Origin of the sequence: [Bacillus] enclensis (assembly GCF_001456935.1) — a bacterium.
Taxonomy (GTDB): Bacteria; Bacillota; Bacilli; order Bacillales; family Bacillaceae_B; genus Rossellomorea; species Rossellomorea enclensis.
Window position 1 is genome coordinate 1,057,688 of sequence record NZ_KQ758482.1, and the last position, 20,256, is coordinate 1,077,943.

At 40.3% G+C, this 20,256-nt stretch carries 16 protein-coding genes, 1 tRNA gene and 1 pseudogene; 6 read left to right on the plus strand and 12 right to left on the minus strand.

The window, feature by feature from the left end; all coding sequences use genetic code 11:
- Positions 1 to 189: 189 nt before the first annotated feature.
- A complete protein-coding gene (locus AS034_RS05375) occupies positions 190 to 3,486 on the minus strand; it encodes an EAL domain-containing protein (protein WP_058297781.1) in 3,297 nt (1,098 codons plus the stop codon).
- A 231-nt stretch (positions 3,487 to 3,717) separates the two neighbouring features.
- Between AS034_RS05375 and AS034_RS05380 the strand changes: the two genes are divergently transcribed.
- Positions 3,718 to 4,209: an ImmA/IrrE family metallo-endopeptidase gene (locus tag AS034_RS05380; RefSeq protein WP_244888126.1), complete on the plus strand. Its 492-nt coding sequence runs from the start codon at positions 3,718 to 3,720 to the stop codon at positions 4,207 to 4,209.
- Between the two features lie 54 nt (positions 4,210 to 4,263).
- Complete coding sequence (locus tag AS034_RS05385; protein WP_058297782.1) at positions 4,264 to 5,727, plus strand: recombinase family protein; 1,464 nt, start codon at positions 4,264 to 4,266, stop codon at positions 5,725 to 5,727.
- Between the two features lie 62 nt (positions 5,728 to 5,789).
- Here the strand turns inward: AS034_RS05385 and comGA are convergent.
- Positions 5,790 to 6,500, minus strand: a pseudogene (gene comGA / locus AS034_RS05390) (competence type IV pilus ATPase ComGA); the annotation flags it as partial.
- Between the two features lie 537 nt (positions 6,501 to 7,037).
- Between comGA and AS034_RS05395 the strand changes: the two are divergent.
- Positions 7,038 to 7,109: transfer RNA gene (locus AS034_RS05395), tRNA-Gln, on the plus strand.
- A 234-nt stretch (positions 7,110 to 7,343) separates the two neighbouring features.
- On the opposite strand, the gene AS034_RS05400 is transcribed toward AS034_RS05395, so the two are convergent.
- Entirely contained in the window at positions 7,344 to 7,724 is a 381-nt protein-coding gene (locus AS034_RS05400) for a Spx/MgsR family RNA polymerase-binding regulatory protein (protein ID WP_032087679.1), read from the minus strand.
- Between the two features lie 294 nt (positions 7,725 to 8,018).
- Between AS034_RS05400 and AS034_RS05405 the strand changes: the two genes are divergently transcribed.
- Positions 8,019 to 8,264, plus strand: a complete 246-nt coding sequence (locus AS034_RS05405; RefSeq protein WP_032087678.1) for a DUF2626 domain-containing protein — start codon at positions 8,019 to 8,021, stop codon at positions 8,262 to 8,264.
- A gap of 47 nt (positions 8,265 to 8,311) precedes the next feature.
- On the opposite strand, the gene AS034_RS05410 is transcribed toward AS034_RS05405, so the two are convergent.
- Complete coding sequence (locus AS034_RS05410) at positions 8,312 to 8,944, minus strand: MBL fold metallo-hydrolase (protein WP_058297784.1); 633 nt, start codon at positions 8,942 to 8,944, stop codon at positions 8,312 to 8,314.
- A 218-nt stretch (positions 8,945 to 9,162) separates the two neighbouring features.
- Between AS034_RS05410 and AS034_RS22250 the strand changes: the two genes are divergently transcribed.
- On the plus strand, positions 9,163 to 9,336 hold the full coding sequence (locus AS034_RS22250) for a DUF2759 domain-containing protein (RefSeq protein ID WP_032087676.1): 174 nt from the start codon (positions 9,163 to 9,165) through the stop codon (positions 9,334 to 9,336).
- A 67-nt stretch (positions 9,337 to 9,403) separates the two neighbouring features.
- Here the strand turns inward: AS034_RS22250 and AS034_RS05415 are convergent, their stop codons facing one another.
- The 7 genes from AS034_RS05415 to AS034_RS05445 form a co-directional block, all read right to left on the minus strand.
- Positions 9,404 to 9,715, minus strand: a complete 312-nt coding sequence (locus AS034_RS05415; protein WP_058297785.1) for an MTH1187 family thiamine-binding protein — start codon at positions 9,713 to 9,715, stop codon at positions 9,404 to 9,406.
- Between the two features lie 5 nt (positions 9,716 to 9,720).
- Positions 9,721 to 10,821, minus strand: coding sequence for a YqgU-like beta propeller domain-containing protein (locus tag AS034_RS05420; RefSeq protein ID WP_058297786.1), 1,101 nt, complete (start codon positions 10,819 to 10,821; stop codon positions 9,721 to 9,723).
- Positions 10,822 to 11,135: 314 nt separating this feature from the next.
- Complete coding sequence (locus AS034_RS05425; protein WP_032087673.1) at positions 11,136 to 12,329, minus strand: M14 family metallopeptidase; 1,194 nt, start codon at positions 12,327 to 12,329, stop codon at positions 11,136 to 11,138.
- Between the two features lie 104 nt (positions 12,330 to 12,433).
- Positions 12,434 to 14,308, minus strand: a complete 1,875-nt coding sequence (locus AS034_RS05430; RefSeq protein WP_032087672.1) for an LTA synthase family protein — start codon at positions 14,306 to 14,308, stop codon at positions 12,434 to 12,436.
- A 377-nt stretch (positions 14,309 to 14,685) separates the two neighbouring features.
- Positions 14,686 to 15,654 carry an ROK family glucokinase gene (locus AS034_RS05435; RefSeq protein ID WP_032087671.1) on the minus strand — a complete coding sequence of 323 codons (969 nt, stop codon included), beginning with the start codon at positions 15,652 to 15,654 and terminating at the stop codon, positions 14,686 to 14,688.
- Positions 15,655 to 15,664: 10 nt separating this feature from the next.
- A complete protein-coding gene (locus AS034_RS05440; RefSeq protein WP_032087922.1) occupies positions 15,665 to 15,871 on the minus strand; it encodes a YqgQ family protein in 207 nt (68 codons plus the stop codon).
- 327 nt (positions 15,872 to 16,198) lie between these two features.
- Entirely contained in the window at positions 16,199 to 17,650 is a 1,452-nt protein-coding gene (locus AS034_RS05445; RefSeq protein ID WP_032087921.1) for a spore germination protein, read from the minus strand.
- Positions 17,651 to 17,798: 148 nt separating this feature from the next.
- Here AS034_RS05445 and AS034_RS05450 point away from each other — a divergent pair, with 148 nt between their 5' ends.
- Complete coding sequence (locus AS034_RS05450; protein ID WP_058297787.1) at positions 17,799 to 18,683, plus strand: hypothetical protein; 885 nt, start codon at positions 17,799 to 17,801, stop codon at positions 18,681 to 18,683.
- Here the strand turns inward: AS034_RS05450 and AS034_RS05455 are convergent.
- Positions 18,680 to 20,203, minus strand: a complete 1,524-nt coding sequence (locus tag AS034_RS05455) for a rhomboid family protein (protein ID WP_074439977.1) — start codon at positions 20,201 to 20,203, stop codon at positions 18,680 to 18,682. The two genes, AS034_RS05450 and AS034_RS05455, sit on opposite strands and share 4 nt — an antisense overlap.
- Positions 20,204 to 20,256 lie beyond the last annotated feature (53 nt).

A 20,256-nucleotide genomic window follows, 5' to 3' on the forward strand; every position in this document is an offset into this window, starting at 1 on the left:
ACTAAAAATTGCATACTATTCATAAACTTTTTTATTAAACTAACCACATAATTAATATAGCATAAAATTACTATTAATCTAATATTACCCTGTTAAAATATAGGATATTTATTAAGACTCAATAAAAAACCTCCCAATAAGGGAGGCATTAAAGGTTGTTAATTAAATTCAAATTTTCGTATTTTTTAATCACCTTTTGGAAAAGTATTCTTTGGGACCAACCTTAAGAAACTTTCTATCAGTGATTACTTTCTTAGTCTTTAAATCTAGCTGCAGCTGATTAATCAACTTAGAAAGAGAACTCGTTTCTTGCTCTGATAAGATAAATTGCATTCCATATTGATTAACATTTTCAATATAGTCATTTTTCCATACCACATTCCCATGTAAGATTACTGGTTGGTTCAATAACTCCGCTTCAATAATAAGAATGATATCGTCTCTTACTGGCAAGTTAATTTGAGATAAGAATCTCACTCCTCCTAGCCCAATATCCTCTATTAATACTTCTGTTGTACCAAGTTTCACTTTTTTTCCCTTTATTTCAGAGATAGTCAAATCCGCTAAGAGTGGAAAAGTAAAATTGATTCTAAAGTATTTTCTTCTATTCTCAAAGTTACTTCTTTTTGACATTTGTATTGGTTTTATGAATTGCTTTTTCAGGAGCCTTTCCAATTCATTTGGTAGTACAGGCTTACTGAATAAATACCCTTGAATATAGTCGCATCCTTTTTGTCTTAAAAAGTTTAATTGGTCTTGATCCTCTACTCCCTCAGCTACAATTGTTAATCCTAACCCATGAGCCATTTGAATTAAGCTTGTAATTATAATCTGATCCTCTTCTTTATCCATAATGTTATCAATAAATGACTTATCAATTTTCAAAGTATTTAATTTAAAGTTTTTCAAATGTGTAATGGACGAATAACCTACACCGAAGTCATCCAGTGCAATTTTTATCCCCATTCCCCTAATTTGTTCTATGGTAGATAATACTATCTCAGATGGTTCAATGAGAGTTGATTCGGTTAATTCGAATTCAATTAACCCTGGATCGACTTGATATGTGTGTAATAACCCTCTAACTAGACCAGTTAAATTCTTTTTTAGTAATTGCTTCGGTGACAGATTGACAGAAATTGGTACTGGGGTGAGATTCTTAGAGTTCCATTCTTTGATCTGCTCAAATACTTTCTTAATTACCCATTCACCTATCTCACAAATTAAATCACTTTCCTCAGCAATTGGGATGAACTCACTTGGTGACACTTTGCCCCATTCAGGATGCTGCCATCTAATTAATGCTTCTGCACCAATAATCTCCCCGGTTTCAGTCTTAACTTTTGTTTGGTACTCAATGAAAAAATCATTATTTAGAAGAGCTTGTCTCATATCTCTCTCTAGATGGTAAATTTTATAGGACTCAATATCCATTGATGGAGTGTAGATTTTATATGTGTCCCTACCCAAGTGTTTTGCATTATACAATGCAGTATCTGCGGTTTTTAATATAGATTTAGCGGTCACATCTTCCCCATCTTCGAAAGGGTAAACACTAATACCAATGCTAGTAGTAATATGAAGGTCAAATTCTCCTATGGTATATACTTTTCTCACTTCAGAAGTGATAAGATTTGATATTCTAATTGCCTCTTCTACTTGTACATCATAAAGAATAACCGCAAACTCGTCTCCGCCCATTCGAGCAACTAGGTGCTTGTCAGCCACACATTCCTTTAATCTTTTAGAAACAGCAATTAATAACTCGTCGCCTATTTCATGACCCAACATATCATTAACATGTTTAAACCTATCAAGGTCCAACAGTAAAACAGAAAAATTATTCGCCATATTATCGTTTAGTAATTCTTGAACTGATTCATCAAACATCCTTCTATTTGGTAAGTCCGTCAAATAATCATGGTAAGCAGAATGCTGAATTTTTTCTTCAGCAACCTTTTCTTCGGTTATATCCCACATTATTCCATCAATTCTTATCAGTTCACCATTTTCATTTAATACTGGGAAGCACTTTGTGTCCGCCCATCTTGTATCGCCTGAGCTATGAATAAACCTATGTTTAATAAGTACTTTTTCACCCACAAATAAACCTTTTATAGATTTCATTATTTTTTCTTTATCTTTTGGATGAAGCACATTTTCCCAAAAGCTAGGAGAACTAATCACACTCTCTAAAGAATATCCGTAAATCTCCTCAAATCCATTTGAGCAAAACAGTACTTTTTTTGATTTTACATCTATTGACCATATAACCTCTTCAAGATTGTTATATATAGTTTCTATTTGCTTTTCTTTTTCTTCAAGTTTTTCTTTCACTTCCAAGAAATCGGTCATGTCATAGAATGTACCAATAATTTTCTCGACGCTATCTTCCACTCCATAAACAGGTCTTCCTGTTACCTGAACTATCCGTTGAGTCCCATCCTTCCGAATAATCCTTGAATAATGTGAAAACCTTTTTCCTTTCTGTATAGTTTCTGACATTACATTCACACATTCTTCTACATCTTCTGGATGCAACATGTTTAGATATCCTTGAAAAGTGGGCGGAGTATCAGTCTCCGGATCCATACCGAAAATACGAAATAACTGTTTGGACCAATATCCTTCATCTCTAGTGAAATCGTATTCCCAGCTTCCAATATTGGCTATTTCCTGGGCATCATTAAGATTTCTCTGTACATTATGAATATTTGCCTCGTATTCTTTTAACAGTGAAATATCCTTAACTATAACGGTTAAGCTTTCAACTTTATCTTCATGAAGGTTGGGGATTAGGGTGATGCAAGTTTTAAGTACTTCGTTTTGCTTAGTGGAGATGAATGCTTGGTATTGCACCAAATCTCCTGAGAAAGCAGCTTTGAGGTTTAAGTCAAACTCTCTTACATGTTCTTCTGGAAAAAAATCGAGGTACGAATCGATATCATTTTTATTAAATCCTGTTAATTTATACAGTGATTCATTAATTGCTTTTATCTCTCGATCAGGAGTTAGGCTAAATACTCCTTCCGGATACTGATTGAATAATTCCTTACTTAATTCAATTGATTGTTTAAGTTTTCTTTCATTTGTAACGTCTTTGGCAATCACCAATATGCCACAGACTTTTTTGTCTTTATAACAAGGTGATGCAGCCACATGTAGTTTAAAGTTTTGTGATTTTTTGTTTTTCAAATCAATTGTAGTTACTTGAGGCTTACCTTTTATGGTTTTATTAAATCTTTTCATCATTTCTTCTAAAAAAATCTTATCAATATATGGGATGAACGATTTACCCAATACTTCTTTTTCACTTACACATAATAACTTTTCTCCAGACTTATTGATTGCTAGAAAGTTTCCTTCTACATCGAGTAAAAATGTTGCATCTATATTGACTTTAAATGCTTCTATAAGATAGTCGTTAATATCTATGTTTATGTTTGAATCTTTACCTTTTTTCCATAATGATTTAAATGTGTTCAAGTGTTTCACCTTTCTCTTTAGATAATGAAAATTTTAAAAATCAATTCTTAATATACCATAATATTACTTTATACCTAATAAATCACTGGGAATATATGAAAGTTGAGTGTGATTCTATTTTATATTTGTTTGTACATTTTCAAATTCCATTTAGAAACCAAAATTTGTAACTAACTATAGAATCTTGAAAATACGAACATATGTTTGTATAATGTTTCCGAGGTGAGCAAATTGTACCAAGAATATTATCAAACCACTGAACTTGAAGACTGGGTCTCTAACATGTATAGAAAAATTGGGATCTCCACCCCCTCCCTCATTAACGAACAAAAAATTTCACGTTACTTTGGTATTTACCTAAAAAAGAAACCCATGCACAGCAGCTTTCATATTTTGGGCAGATATAGGGATATCGTTATTGACGATCGTGAGCCTAAAGAGAAGCACAGAGAAATATTCTTTCATGAACTATGTCATATCCTAAGGCACTCTGGAATTCAAAGTATGATGCCCACTGCATTTAGAGAACTCCAAGAATGGGATGCCCAGCATTTTACTCAATATGCAGCTATCCCCCATCACATGCTTAAGTATATTCCCTTTCATGAACATGACGTAGTTAATCAAATGTCCATCATGTTTCAAGTCTCACCCGAGCTCTGTGAAATGAGATTGGAACAGGTTAAAAGAAGATTGCAAATATCTAGTAATATTACCTATTAAGCTATTTTTTTGTTCTGAGTGAGTGTATATCGTTAAACAAAAGGAAGTGATCATATGAAGGCAGCAATATACGTACGAGTAAGTACAGCTGAACAAGCAGCTGAAGGTTATTCCATTCGGGCTCAAACTGACCGATTAAAAGCCTACTGTGTGTCCCAGGGATGGGAGATATTAGAATTCTATGTAGATGATGGCTACAGTGCTAAAGACACGAACAGGCCGAATCTGAAGCGAATGATGAAGCATATAGAGGAAGGTTTGATTGATTGTGTGTTGGTATATCGTTTAGATCGACTAACACGCTCTGTCAGAGACCTTTATACGATCTTAGAAACCTTTGATAAGTATGATTGCAAGTTCAAGTCCGCCACGGAAGTTTATGATACGACCACTGCAATGGGAAGAATGTTCATAACCATTGTGGCTGCACTTGCTCAGTGGGAACGTGAGAACACCGGTGAGCGTATTCGCATGGGGATGGAACAAAAAGCCCGGGAAGGAAATTGGGTTATTAACCAAGCTCCTTACGGATATGAGATTGATAAGGAGAATAAAACACTTATCATTAATGACCGAGAAGCAATGTTGGTAAAAAGAATTTATGATGATTATCTCAGTGGGAAGACCATGAGGAATATTGCTATCGATTTCAACAAATCTAACATAACCACTAAATCCGGTGCTATATGGAATGACTTTAAGATTAAGTACATACTTTCAAACCCTCTTTATATCGGTACAATGCGATATAACTATCGAACAAATAAAGAAAATTATTTTGAGGTTGAAGATGCACATCCAGCAATCATTTCAAAAGAGACATTTGAGAATGTACAAAAAATCAAAGAAAGTCGCAGAATCGTTCATCCCCGTTCAGCGACCAGCAAATTTATTTTCTCTGGTATTGCAAAATGTGCCCGCTGCGGATCTCCCCTGGCTGGAAAGTATGGTTATTATAAGAGTAAAACTAAAAAGGATCATATTTCTCGGCCCAGAAGTTATTACTGTACAAAAAGACGGTTAGGGAAATGCGATCTGCCTAACATTGGGGAAAATCATTTAGAAGTGCAATTTCTGAACTACTTGAACACCTTCAAAATAGATCCAGACATCATTGAAGATGTTAGCCATGAAAAAGAAGATAATGCAAATGAACAACAAAAGAAGGCTCTTCAAAAAGAATTAAAAGAAATTGATAACCGTCGGAAGAAATGGCAGTATGCTTGGGTAAATGAAATGATTAGCGATGAAGATTTCTCTAATAGGATTGAAGAGGAAAATAGCAAAGAGAATGATATCAAAAATCAACTAACATCATTGGAGCCTCGAGGTGAAAAAATGAATACAGAAGATTTGTATGGAATCCTTCTTGATATAAAATCTAACTGGAACCAGCTTGAGGCACTGGAGAAGAAAACGCTGCTTCAAATGTTCATGAAAAAGATAGTCGTTAACAGAGATAAAAAATCTTCAGGAGATCCAAATTCAATTAGTATTCTCGATGTTGAATTTTATTGATTTATACAAGACGATCAAGTTTAATTTTTGGTTGTCTTTATTTTATTGAGTCCTATTATATTTACTGGGTGGCCGGTAAGCGCTGCCCTTATTGCAGTCTCAGCAGTTTCCCTGTCCCTGATCTCGCCGACCATGATAATGTCGGGATCATGCCTCAATATGGCTTTTAATCCCGCAGAATAAGTGATTCCAGCTTTTTCATTCACTTGAATCTGCACCATATCTTCATGATCTTTCTCAATGGGATCTTCCAACGTGATGACATTTCGGTTGAGAGCGGACGAGCAATGATGGACGAGCGAATATAAGGTCGTGGTTTTCCCGCTGCCAGTAGGGCCTGTGAAAATGATGAGTCCATGGGAATACATGAGAAGGGCTAGAAGTTTTTTTGCTGAAGAAGGGTAAAGGGACATTTTTTCGAGCGGGACCTGAAACTCCTGCGGAAGGATCCGGATGACCAGGCTTTCTTTGAGATGATTGGTAGGCAGTGTGGAGATCCTGAGGGAAACCGGGGAGTCTTTGATCATCGTGTTGAAGGATCCGCTTTGAGGTTTCCGTTTTTCCCCGATATCCATCTGCGCCATGAATTTCAGATGGGCGATGAGTCTTTCACCTTGTTCGTGGGGGATCGATTGAAATGGGGACAGCACCCCCGTCTTGCGGAACTGGATGTGGTAATCATTGAGTCTGGGGATAAAGTGAATATCGGATGCATCATTGGTAATGGCATCCTTGAGCATGATCTCTGAAAGAGCTTCTACTGATTGATATATCGTTGTGGCACCACCTTTCTTTTTCCATAACTACTATATACGACAAAAGTTTACAAAATCCTTTATTTTTCTGAGTTGAGATGGAAAGTTTTTCAAAGGGGCGTTAACTATAGCTTTGCTTTTGTCTTTGCAGTGGTTCCAGCTTGGTTTTTGTTGAAGATGCGGACAATAGGATAAAAATATATCCATTTTCAAAGGATTTTTTTACCTTTTTTATAAATTTTTTAAGTTTTTGATGAATAATGACCGGAATGCATCGCTGAAATTCCGGAGCGATCATGATTTATGATCCATTTTCAGGTTTTATGATCCATTCGACAAAAAATACGCGCCAAATTAAGAATTTATGATCCTAAACTGAAAAATATGATCCTAATTTGAATTTTATGATCTTACAAGAATAATTCTAATCTAGACTCCTTTTCTAAGCTTCTGTATCAACCTTTGCCTCTTATTAAATAATCTATCTAAAAAAACTTTAAACACACTGTATATTTTCCACCCAACCTTCTCATACTATCTCTTGTAACATCCCATTGGGCTATAGCCAAGCGGTAAGGCATCGCACTTTGACTGCGACATGCGTTGGTTCGAATCCAGCTAGCCCAGTTAGAAAAGCGGAGGCGGCTCGTTTAGGAGCGACAAGCATAAGATGAACTTACCGGAAAGGCGTTCTTTGCCTTTTTGGTAAGTTCATCTTATGACCTCGAGTCTCTAGCCGCCGGAGCTGGAAAACCGAAAAACGGAGGCGGCCCAATCACGATCAACATTATAAACACAGCCTCCCTCAAAAACAGAAGAGGCAGCCATCCAAAAAAAGATGGCTGCCTCTTCTATTTCTCTCTAACTGCTCTTCTTCAAACTGCTCTTTTTACCGGAAAAGCTCTTAAGGCCGTCAGGATTGTATCCGACGACGAGCTTTTTTCCGTCGGTCAATAACGGGCGGCGAAGGAGTTTCGGTTCCTGGACGATCAGGTCGATCACTTTGGATAAAGGCAGGTCATTTACATCCGTCCCAAGCTGTTTGAATGTCTGGCTTCGGGTGGCCAGGATTTCATCGAGCCCTTCAGTAGTTAATGAGAGTAATTGGACGAGCTCATCATGGGTCGGTGTATCCCGGAAAAGATGGCGTTCATCAAAGGCAATTGAATTTGCATTGAGCCATTTTTTTGCTTTTCTACAAGAGGTGCAGCTTGGATAAGTAAAAAACGTTAAGTTTTCCATTTGAATTCCTCCTTTAATTGTATAAATAAGCAAGTTACCTTATTAGTTAAATACATTGTATACTTTTTGTATAACTTTTGTACAGTAATTACACTCGGTAATTTATGAATTTTTTTCAAACGCTTCAAAACCTTGCTAATAGCAGGGTGAAGGCGGTTTCGGAATACGTTTTCAGCTTCTGGGAGTAGAAATCACGTAATCGTCACAAACTATCATCAAACAGATATTTACTTTTGCAGTATGATTCATTTATAATATTGAATGATGGACTTAGGGTGCAAAGGAGGGTTACATATGGATCGTATGTACAGAGTTCTTGGATTCTGGACTGGAATTTTTGCTGTAATGTTTTATCTTGGCGATATGACAACGACATCATTAATCTTTTTAGGCCAAACAGGATTCTTCATTATGTTAAGCTACTTAAAACTTTCCGAACGTATGTATATTTATATTTTCGGTGCCTATCTGACTGTGTTCTTCGCTGGGTTTACTTACTGGACGACCTTTATGATGACTCCGGGTGCAGGAGGACACTAAAAAAATTCCCTTTAGCTTAAATGCTAAAGGGAATTTTTTTCTTTCTCTTAAAATCCATTCAAGAAAGGATTGCCGTCCATTTCATTTCCCACCGAAGTTGCCGGACCGTGGCCTGGAAGGACTTCTGTTTCTTCCGGAAGAGTGAGCAGATGATCATGGATGCTTGACAGGAGCTCTTGATGATCGCCTCCGGGCAGGTCACTCCGGCCGATGCTTCCCATAAAAAGTGTATCTCCTGCAAATACTATTCCTTCACTTTGCGCATAATAGGAAAGACTTCCCGGAGAGTGGCCGGGTGTCTTGAACACCTGAAGTGTAAAATCATCAATGGTAAGGGTATGTTCAGATGTGATGATTCTGTCGGCAGGTGCCGCTTGAATCTTACCCATTCCGAATAAACCGGAACCATTCAGGCCGGGATCAGTCAGCCATTCCGATTCTTTCTCATCGATATATACCGGAATATTATATGTATGCCTGACTGTATCGACTGCTCCAATATGATCAAAATGGGCATGCGTCAATAAAATGGCAAGGGGCTTAAGGTTATGTTCATTCAGCCAGCTTACAAGTTTCTCACCTTCTGCACCCGGATCTACGATTAGACAGTTTTTCTGATCGTTCCAAAGGATATAACAGTTTGTCTGCAGCGGTCCTAAGGGCATTTGTTTCCATTTCATTCATTTACCTCCTTTATGGTATCGGGATATAATTATTGTAGCAGATGCAGGGATCAGAAAAAAACAAATTCGGTGCCATAGAAGTGTCAAACTTTTAGACCTCGACAAATAGAGGAAAAAAATATAAAATGTTAATGAGTGCATTTATGTACATACGATTATATGTATTTTGTAAGCGTTGTTAGGAAAACGTATTTTCAATGAAAGGGGTCATATAAATGGGTCTTGTAATTATTACAGCATTGGTCACACTATTGGCTTTATTCGCAGTGGTAAGCACATTCAAAAACAAGAATGGTCTTGGAATCGTGTTTTCATTGGCAACTCTAGGTGTTTTTGGCTGGTTTACAATTATGACTGTCCTTCACTCCGGATACCCGGGTGGCCACTAGAATCAAAAAGAAAAAAACCCTCCGTCATGGAGGGTTTTTTCTTTTTGAGAGATACAGTCTATATTTCTTACTCCATATGGGCCTTAACGGAAGCAAGTTTGCCTTCCATTGTCCCCTTTTTATCTCTCCGATCATCGATTCTGATATTTGTGGCCACACGCTTGATCCCTTTTTGGAAAGGGGCCTCGTGAATTTCCTGTATCACTCCGAGCAAGGTGGAAAGTTCCCCTTCTATGATTGTATTCATCGGTGTAAGCTGATACCGGATATTCCCTTCATCTTCATGCTTCTGCAGGATTTTCTGAAGATCAGCAACATACGAACTCACACTTGGTGTTTCAGTCCCAATAGGAATAACAGTTACGTCTACGATTGCCATACTATCTACCCTTCCTCTTTTACTAATTCAATGATGGATGCATCATTGGTATCAATGATTTTTTCAAGTTGATTACCATACAAACAATGAGTCCCGGCTGGAGAGCATTGGAGTGGTTCAGCAGCAAGACCTGTCATCAGTGTCTCCTCACTCCCATCAGTCACATTCCATTTTTCCAAAGAAAACGTACCGGAATATGTATCATAAGAGCCTGCCTCATTTGCTTTAAAGGTAATCAGTTCATCATTATTATCTATCATATCATAGAAAGGAATGAACCAATCGGAATACCGGCTCAGTAATGTCGCCTGGAACTCAGAGAGGATTTCTCCATTTTCATTGATGAATTGGTACATGAAACGATCATCCTTATTTTCATTATCATGGACAGAAAGGAGGGAATGAGGGAAGCGTTCAAAATGGACACTTGCCGTATCAATCGTTTCTTTTTTTCCATCCAGAATATTTTGGGCCATCAAAGGGGCTGATATACTGATTTCCTCACTGTTCCAGTCCTGATAAAGGACCGATACTTCGGAATTCCATTTCAAGAAGGGCTCTTCCACATCCAATAATCGTAACTTAGAGGAATTCAGGTCCAGTTCAAATACTTCAAAGCTCCAATCTTCTGCAAAACTCGTAATCAGAAGTTTGTCTGTATTGAACGCATTCCAAACGTATGTTAGTTCTGAAGACGGAATTTCACTCCTGTATATCTCTTTTCCATCGAGGTCGATGATCGTGATCATCGCTGAGTAAGTAGCAGGTGCTGAATGGATGAGGATCTTGCTTTTATCGGGAGAAACCATGGAGCGGACATAGGAAGAAGGTATTTCAGCAAGCTTTTCCTTGTCCCCTTTAAAGACGTCTGTAATATATAAGGCCGCTGCCCCCTTTTCTTCGATTACAGTCAAGATTTCGCGATCGGATAGCCAATCGATGTTTTCGATAAATGTATCGGATGATATGCTTTTCCCTATTACTTTCAACGGTTCTTGTTTTTGCGGGTTCTGTTCACCGGTCTGGGGAGCATCAGTGATTTTAGATTGGCAGCCAGCCAACATTATCAAACTGCCCAATAATAATATAAAGACTAGTTTTTTCACTAAGACACTCCCCCTTTTTATTTTCACCGAAAAATTCGCCTATATGAATTAGTACGTATTACAGACCAAAATGTTTCAATAATATGATAAAAACATTACAAAAATTCAAAAAATGATGACCAATTGATTCTGCTCCATCCAGCATCGACAAAGGTCACCACTCTTTTATTCATTTCATGTTGGTTTCATTATAGGAACGATATCACAATAATAAAGCTGATGATTCATTTTACTCCTCTTTCACTTAAAAATCTACTATGATATTTTTAATTTCAACAGGTAAAAAAGACTATTTTTTTACTTGACCCATTAAATTAGTACCATCTATATATTGAAACAAGAAAGATCCCCAATGTATCTCTATATATCTCGTCAAATTGCGAGAGGGGAAGGGGGTTGATCCCTTTACCAAGTTCCAGAGTAAATGCCGGTTTTCTATATTCTTTTATATACCAGTCCTTATATCCCGCATAACTGTCAATGTACCTTACAGATCTGTAGCCGCTGACCCGTTCGAAATCTTCGGCAAGCCTTTCAGCTTCAGGAGGTTCCAGTCCCTCATATCCCCAGTAAAATTCCTTGCCCTGTGTGTGTAAAGCAAGCATCCGATCGAACAATTCTTCCTGTGCAAGCTCTGCCATTGCAATCGTCTCTGGCTCAGAAAGGGGCTTATCACCTGGGAAATCCCGGGGGGCCGGGGACTTTACTTCTTTCCTTTCTTTTTCAAGTTCCCATTTCGCAGGAAACTGATTATTAAGATCCACGCCGCGTATATTTGCCTTCCATCCCGTAAAATCAGAGCTCCCATTATTTATGTTCAACAATTGATCCTTCATCGCTGAAGGAGGCCCCTTCAGGACAAGATCCACCCCATCTGGATTCACCATGGGAACAATCGAGAGTGTCACCGCCTTATAGACGGACAATGTCTCTACTCCCCTTATAGGCATCATATTCGTCAACGAAAGTAAAAAATCATTCAGGAATGTCATTAAGACCGAAGTCGTGATCCATTCATTTGCATGAAAAGATGCGTTCATGTGGACTTTTTTGGAACCGTCCCCTATTTTTATTTCATAAAGCGGTTTCCCCAATACACTCTCGCCAATCGAACGCAATCTGATGAATGGATATATTTCTTTCAGTCTTGTTAAATCCCTTTGTAATATTTCAAAACTGTACCCCTGTCTTCCATTGACAATAGGTGTAGTGACCCTTGAAGGCAAAATGATGGCCGAACCGATCTTCAAGGCATCGGGATTTATATTACCATTCAAAAGCAGCAGACCGTCAACATGGATATTCCGCTGCTCCGCGAGCTTCCAGAATGTATCTCCTTGTTTAATTGTATAACTTTCTTTGATGAACCCCGGTATTTCCACTTCTGACCCGATTTTCAAGGCGTTCGGATCCAGAGATGGATTTGAATCGATGATCAGTCCTGCCGGTATAAAAAACAGCTGACTGTAGTACCAGAATGTATCCCCGCTCCTAACACTGATTTTCATCATGAGACCTCCCTGCTATACATCCATACTTACTCATATGATTCGCTCATTATTTCATGACAAAAAAAGAGCTTGCGAATCTTATTCGCAAGCTCTGCAATCAATTATTGTTCTTCATCCCGATACTCTGTTTCTTCATAGAAGCGGAGCAGGTCTCCATAGATGACCTTATCGGAATAGTCGAGTTCTTCTGTGACACGCTCTTGATATGGTTTACAGAATTTCATGTCGGTTTTTTCTTCTGTCTCCTTATCCCAGCATTTCTCACCTGCATACACATAATCCTTTGTAATGAAGCGTCCGTCTCTCAGGATGGTGAAATCTTCATGCTGGTCAGAGAAGATGTCCCCTCCGAATTGGATATCTTTTTTCGTATCGATTCCCAACAGGTTCAAGATTGTAGGTCTCAAATCGATTTGTCCTGCGACTTTGGAAATCGTCTTACCTTCTTGTCCGGGCACATGGATGATGAGCGGGACTCTCTGCAGTTGAGTACTCACAAACGGAGTGACTTCTTTCCCGAGATACTGACTCATTGCCGTATTATGATTTTCAGAGATGCCGTAGTGATCACCGTACATGACGATGACGGAATTCTCGTAAAGTCCTGATTCTTTCAGATCGTTGATGAAGTTCTTCAACGCCTCATCCATGTAACGGACTGTCTGGAAATAACGGTTTACAGTACCGTCCTTAGAAGTATACGGCTCGATTAACTTATCTTCTTCATCCAGTGTGAACGGGTAATGATTTGTCAGTGTGATCATTTTGGTACTGAATGGCTTTGGCATTTCTTTCATGTGCTGCACTGATTGTTCGAAGAACGGGATATCTTTCATTCCCCAGTTAACGGAATTATCTTCGGTCACTTCATAATCAGGTAAAGAATAGAAGCGCTCATACCCGAGGGAATCATACATGATATCACGATTCCAGAAGCTCTTATTATTGGCGTGCATTGCCGTTGTGTAATAGCCGTTTGCATCGAGCTTTTCTGTCATGGAGTCGAATTCGTTGCCTGAATGTGTGAAGAAAACGGCCCCTCGGTTCAACGGGTAAAGGGAATTATCCAAGATGAATTCGGAATCCGACGTTTTCCCCTGCTGCGTTTGATGATAGAAGTTATCAAAGTAATAGCTTTCTCCGATGAAATCATTTAAGAAAGGAGTAACTTCTTCGCCGTTCACTTTACTGTTGATGACAAAATTCTGGAGTGATTCCATGGAAACGATGATCAGATTCTTGTCTTTTGCGATGCCCGTCATCTCTTTATCGGGCTCAATGTAATTTGCTCTTACGTAATTATCAATATCCGCCAGCTCGCTGCCGTCCGCCAATGCTCTTTGGGCGGAAGATTTCGATTGCAGGAAAATATCATAAATATGGTAATTGTAAGTCCCGATGTTCTTTACGAGCATTTCACGGTCGAAGGTTCTCGTGAGAAGCTGCGGCCTTTCGGATTCAGCCAGTCCAAGATTGAAGAAGACAAGTGCTGTCGCAACGAGGAAATAAGCCCTCCTGCTTGCCCGGCTGTAATTTTTAAGAGAAAACCATGAAGGCAAGAATTTGATTAACGCAATCAGGACGAAGACATCCACGAAGTAAAACATATCTTTCCAACTCATGATGGCACTGGCGCTGCCCCCTAAATCGGAGAAGTTGCTTGTCTGGAATAATACAGGGAGCGTCAGGAAGTCATCGAAGAATCGATAGAAGACTACATTCCCATAAAGGATGAAAGACAACACGAAACTTGTGATGATCATATAGCGGGTGCGGGATTTATCTTTTTTCATTAAGAGCCCGATTCCAAATATGAACAGCAGGAACCCTAATGGATTCATGAAAAGGATGATTTCCTGGATCGTGTTTTCTATTTTTATATCAAAACTAGTTTTATAGACGATATATGTTTTTATCCAAAGGAGCAGCGCTGCAATGAGGACTAATGGTACCTTTGGAATCTTATTTATCTTCATTTTGTAACCTCCTTGCTACTTACGTGTTCGTTCGTATGTAACATAAAATGTAATTTTTTAACTGGTAAAATAAGTAAATTTTAAATTAGAACCATGTGTTATCTTAATACTTTTTTTACAAAACGTCAAACCCAATATCATACAACCCGTGTAAAATAGTATTTTACACCTTATTCTCCTACCCTTACTATTAGACGTTTAAAACAACTAAAAGTTTCATATTCTCCTTTTTTATTCAAAATGAACCCATAGACCCAGGAAACACTGTGTCTCCATAAGAGCCTTGCAGGTCATGAGTCCCTCGGCGGCTGGCGGAACAGTAGATTTTCCCCATCAAAAAAAAGCCCCCTTTATGGGAGCTCAGGTCTTTGCGAAAATCAGATCTTATTTTTCACAAGCCATGCCGCACCTATCACACCTGCGTCATTACCCAATGTCGCGATGCTCAGGCCGGTCGATGTCCTGACAGTCGGAAAAGAGAATTGTTCAAAGCAGCTTAGTACTGGTTTCAATAATATATCCCCTGCTTGTGACACGCCTCCTCCGATCACGATTTTTTCTGGATTCAAAACATTCCCTAAATTCGCCAATGCGAGACCAAGATAGAAAGCAAGTTGTCCGACAACGCTTACAGCCAATTCATCATTGCTCCTTGCCGCATCAAATACATCCTTGGCACTGACCTTCCCTTTTTCATTTCGGATATCCCTCAATGTTGAGTGATCGGAAGTCGAATCCAGCTTTTCATTTGCGAGGCGCACAACTCCAGTGGCGGAAGCAACCGTTTCAAGGCACCCTGTCTTCCCGCAATTGCATTGAAAACCACCTTCGGGAACGACTGTTATATGTCCAATTTCTCCGCCGGCGCCTTTTACCCCGTGTACGATGTCTCCGTTGGTGATGACTCCTCCGCCTACACCTGTTCCGAGTGTGACACAGACGAGATCCTTTGCACCGTCCCCTGCACCTTTCCACATTTCACCGAGTGCAGCACAGTTTGCATCGTTGTCAATGACAGCCGGAAGGCCGGTTTCCACTTCAAGCAGATCTTTCAAAGGGGTATTTGTATCCCATCCGAGATTGACTGCTTCATATATAATGCCTTTTGCCATATCCACCGGCCCTGGTGCACCCATGCCGATCCCGACCAGCTTTGCCTTGCTCTGTCCGAGTTCCTCGAGTTTCCGGTCGATCGCTTTTGCTATGTTGACGATGATGTTTTTTCCGTTTTCGGATTTATCCGTAGGGATTTCCCATTTATGTAGCAACTCTCCGTATTTACTTAGAAATGCTATTTTTGTCGTCGTGCCGCCTAAGTCGACTCCGACCAGCCATTGTTCTGTCATCTAATCACCCTTATTTTTCTTGTTTTTCTTTTTCCATTGCAATTTCCTGCCTTAATATCAAGAGAGCTGTCTGAAACTCCCTCATTTCAATCAGCTGGGATTTGTAAAGCTCCTTCAGTTCGTCTTCAATGAGCTGCAGGTCTGAAAGACGGTGTCCGGTATAAATGATGGTTCCATAGCTTTTCAAAAACTGCTGAATGTCATAGATCGTTCTCATTCTTACACCTGCTTTCTCTCTTCCCACTAAAGTATATGACAAATCCCGGGTGTTCTCAATTCTTTCTTCATAAAAGTGGTTTATCAACGCAGTTGATTTCTGTAAGCTCTTTTTGACTTCTCAACTTTTTTGATTCCACTCATCGCCGCTATTGATTTCCGTGCTAAACTTCGCTTTTCTTATCAGCTACTCTTCCCCCAGGAGTCTTCATCTTGCACTCCAATCCACTTCTGATGCCCTCTGGAACAGACCTTTAATCTTTAGCAAAGTTCAAAAAAGACTACCTTCCAGGTTTAACACCAAAGGTAGTCTTCAAACTATTTATTCCTAGCGGTCCGGGTCTTTTGGATGCAGGAAGCGCGGCCTTCTGTTTTTGAGGGGCATCGGCGAGCGCAGGAATACGTCTCTGAAAGCCCGGAAATTGAATGGTATGAACGGCCACATATAAGGGATGTCGAATGATTTCATTCTTGATAGTGCAATGATCCAGGCCATGACACCGATGACGAAACCGTAAACGCCGAATAGTGCAGTGGCAGCGAGCAGAAAGATCCGCACGAGCCGGTTTGCCAGGCTGAGTTCATAACTCGGGGTGGAAAATGTCCCGATTGCAGCGATTGCAAGGTACAGGATCACTTCGTTTACAAACAGGCCGACTTCAACGGCAACCTGACCGATCATCAACGCAGCTACAAGGCCCAGTGCTGTGGCGAGCGATGAAGGTGTGTGGATTGCGGCCATCCTCAATATATCGATCCCTATCTCGATCAGCAGGAACTGAAGGAATAAGGGAACTTCTCCCGTTTCATTCGGTCCGACATAGCTGAATTGTTCCGGCAGGAGGTCTGGCTGCACGGCAAATAAATAGTAGAGAGGAAGCAGGAAGATGGAACTCCACACTGCTATAAATCTTACAAAACGCAGATAAGCCCCAACCGATGGCTTGTTACGGTATTCTTCTGCATGCTGCAAATGATGCCAAAAGGTCGTAGGAGTGATCAATACACTCGGTGACCCGTCTACCATGATGATGACATGCCCTTCGTATAAATGGGCTGCGGCAGTATCCGGCCTCTCCGTATACCTCACCATCGGATATGGGTTCCAGTGCCTTCCCGATATGTACTCTTCCAGCGTTTTTTCTCCCATCGGCAGTCCATCTGTGTCAATTTTAGAAATGGAATCCTTTATTTTTTTAACTAAGTGGGGGTCGGCGATGTCCTCCAGATAGGACACGACAATATCCGTTTTCGACCTTCTGCCAACCTGCATATATTCCATGCGGAGGGATGGGTCGCGCACCCTCCTTCTGGTAAGGGCGGTATTGAATACGATTGTCTCCACATATCCGTCCCTTGAACCCCTTACAACTCTTTCGATATCCGGTTCCTGCGGTCCTCTGACCGGATAGGTTCTCGCATCGATGATGATGACTTTATCGATGCCGTCCACGACGAGAGCCGTCGGTCCTGCCAGCACCAGATCCACGACTTTATTCAGGTCGTCCACTTGTTCAATCTCGATATACGGGATATAAGTTTTTAATAATTTCTCCAGCGTGTTTTCTTCCAGCTGTTCCGGATTCAGTCCTGCCAGCAGCTTCATTAAGTAATGCATGATATCATCTTTTACGAACCCGTCCACCATAAACATCGCCATTTTACGTTCCGCATATTCTAAATCCAGCTTTATGACATCAAAACTCTTATCAACAGCCAGGACTTCTTTCAGAAAGCTTGTATTCTCCTCTATTTTCGCAGAGACAGGCTTTTTCTCCATCGTCATTTCAGCCTTCACCCCTCATAAGTTAACATGTTTTACCATCTTTACCATACTAGACAACCTGCACATAAATCATACCTTGGAACATATTAAAACCTCTTATGACATAGGAATTAAAAACGGACAAACCACTGAGGTGAACGATATGAAACAAATCTTACGGAACGCCCTTCCCTTCTTGATCCTTATGGTCATACTGGCGGTCGGCATCGAGTTTATATATCAGCCGCGGACAGAGGAAAGCATCATTTTTTTCCCGATCAATGAAAATGTTGCCTATGAATCGGCTTCGACCCTTCTCACGCTTGTTCCTGAAAAAAAAGATAATGTATATGAAGTGAAATGGAAGATTTCCTCCAAGCTGGATACACCGGCTTATCTGCGCCAGGATGTGGGTTTCTTATTTATCAACGGGAGACTGAAGGGGAAGATGAATGAATGGGAGCAGGATACCGATGGGATCGTCCAGGAAAAAACCATAGAATGGAAAGAAAGCAGCCTCTTGGAGGCAGTAGCTTTTCATTACTCTGAAATTCATGAAGATGAAGACGCGACTTATACCAGTGCACAAAAGATGACTGAGGATACGCTTTATGTCATCGATTCTAATTTCAGCCCGCTCAACTCTTTCAGACAGCCTGTAACAGACGCAGAAAAAGAATGGAAGACCATCCTCGACAGGGTGACATCTCAGCAGCTGGACTACTTATGGGAAAAAGCAGTCGAAACGTACGGTATCCCTCTCGAAGAATACACAGCTGTACCGCTCACTGAATTACCAAGGTTTGAGGAAGACCCCTTGGAAGGGTTTGAGAAGGCAGAATGGGATAGGCTCATCGGAAACCTTTGGGAAGGACTGTATAAAAACTATTATTTAGGAATAAAAAAGGAAGACGGTACAATCATCGATTCAATCGACAGTACCATCCCCCTAATTCTGATCAAGAAAGATAAAAAAGAAGTTCTTGTTGTTCTGGTAGACAAAGACGGAAATCCTTCCTTATTGAGGCAGAGGGTAACGCCATCCTAGGAATCCCCCTCTAACTCATCAACCAATTTTTTATATTTTTTCTCATTTTTATTGAGGCTGTAAGCTTTTCTGGCTTGTTTGAGTGCCTCTTCACGGTCACCGCTGTCAATCAGGATCAGAGCTAGATTATAATGCGCCTCGTGGAAATCATCCCTTTTCTCGATGGCACTCCTCAAATGATCCTTGGCGGTGTCTGTTTTCCCAAGTTTTATTTCAGCATATGAAAGATAGAAGTAAGTCTCTGCATTCGGCGTGCCCGTTTCAATGACTTCATTCAACAATTCTTCAGCTTCCGACCATTCTTCATCTGCAATTTTTTCCTGGGCCACGCCGTTCACTGTATTAATATCCCATTCAGAAGGAGCTGACTGCCGGTCGCCGGCATAAAATACTCCGATAAGAATTACGGTAGCCGACAAGATGAGAAACTGCCTGAAAATCCTGCGATTACCCGGGACACTGACAATCCCGGCAGCAAGGAAACCTCCTGCCAAACCGCCGAGATGACCGGCGTTATCTATGCCTGGGACCGTGAATCCGAAAGCCAGATTTAAAATGATGACCGCTATGATATTGAAGCCCATCGTGCGGAAAAAGATTTTCGGATACAGCACCCCGAAATAAAGGAGGGCACCAAAACATCCAAAGATGGCTCCGCTCGCTCCCGCCGAAAGGTTAGAAGTGAAAAGGTAGCTTGCAAATGAGCCTGCGATCCCTGACAGCATGTAGATGAAGACAAAACGTATACGTCCATATATCCTTTCTACAGCAATGCCCAGATAGTAGAGAGCAAGGGTATTCATGAGCAGATGCAGCAGCCCGATATGTAAGAATATCGGCGTGATGAGTCTCCACCATTCTCCTTCAATGATCAGCGGATTATATTTTGCCCCATATTTGATCAGCGTTTGAGGGTCCTGGCTTCCACCATTCATCTCAAGTATCGCAAACATGATGAGCTGCACCGCGATGAAGAGATAAGTGAAGAACGGTTTTCCCTTTTCAAACAACTCCCTATCTCTCTTCGCCTGCTTTGCTGACGCGTTCACCGCACTTCTTCTCATCCATTCGACGTTCGCTTCAAGCACCTCGGGAGGAAGCTCCCAGTCACCATCACTGAATAATGTGTCTTGTTTAAGCGTTTCTTTTCCGGTTGATTCGTCGATCAGAATGGATTCTACGGCAGCCTTCCCTACATGAGAATCATCAGTGATCATTCCTTCTGCACCATCAACAGGCGGATAGGTGGTTATGTATATATTTTTCATTTTCAAATTTCGTTTTCGGAGCTTTTTTCTTATCATATCTGCATTCCGGACAGTTTGTTCAATATCCCGTTCAAGCCATGAACCCCAATCGAGATCTTTCAGGCGCAGCCTAATGACATCAGGATCTTTTAAGACCGTGGATTCGAACCAGATTTCATCCTGCTCCTGTGACAGATTCAGGATCCGGTAATGCTTTTGTTCGATTAAGTAATGCGCCATCTTCCAAAAGAGGTAATGATATCGTAAATTCACTACATCCACTACTTTCTGTTTTTTTACAGGAACCCCTAAGGCTTCCTTGATTT

What these genes read in the sequence shown, in the direction of transcription:
- AS034_RS05400 (WP_032087679.1), bottom strand. Translation starts at nt 7,724, where the DNA reads ATGGAAAACTTAACGTTTTTTACTTATCCAAGCTGCACCTCTTGTAGA.
- AS034_RS05430 (WP_032087672.1), bottom strand. Translation starts at nt 14,308, where the DNA reads ATGAAGATAAATAAGATTCCAAAGGTACCATTAGTCCTCATTGCAGCG.
- AS034_RS22250 (WP_032087676.1), top strand. Translation starts at nt 9,163, where the DNA reads ATGGGTCTTGTAATTATTACAGCATTGGTCACACTATTGGCTTTATTC.
- AS034_RS05415 (WP_058297785.1), bottom strand. Translation starts at nt 9,715, where the DNA reads ATGGCAATCGTAGACGTAACTGTTATTCCTATTGGGACTGAAACACCA.
- AS034_RS05385 (WP_058297782.1), top strand. Translation starts at nt 4,264, where the DNA reads ATGAAGGCAGCAATATACGTACGAGTAAGTACAGCTGAACAAGCAGCT.
- AS034_RS05405 (WP_032087678.1), top strand. Translation starts at nt 8,019, where the DNA reads ATGGATCGTATGTACAGAGTTCTTGGATTCTGGACTGGAATTTTTGCT.
- AS034_RS05445 (WP_032087921.1), bottom strand. Translation starts at nt 17,650, where the DNA reads ATGGAGAAAAAGCCTGTCTCTGCGAAAATAGAGGAGAATACAAGCTTT.
- AS034_RS05425 (WP_032087673.1), bottom strand. Translation starts at nt 12,329, where the DNA reads ATGAAAATCAGTGTTAGGAGCGGGGATACATTCTGGTACTACAGTCAG.
- AS034_RS05410 (WP_058297784.1), bottom strand. Translation starts at nt 8,944, where the DNA reads ATGAAATGGAAACAAATGCCCTTAGGACCGCTGCAGACAAACTGTTAT.
- AS034_RS05435 (WP_032087671.1), bottom strand. Translation starts at nt 15,654, where the DNA reads ATGACAGAACAATGGCTGGTCGGAGTCGACTTAGGCGGCACGACGACA.
- AS034_RS05440 (WP_032087922.1), bottom strand. Translation starts at nt 15,871, where the DNA reads ATGAGAACGATCTATGACATTCAGCAGTTTTTGAAAAGCTATGGAACC.
- AS034_RS05450 (WP_058297787.1), top strand. Translation starts at nt 17,799, where the DNA reads ATGAAACAAATCTTACGGAACGCCCTTCCCTTCTTGATCCTTATGGTC.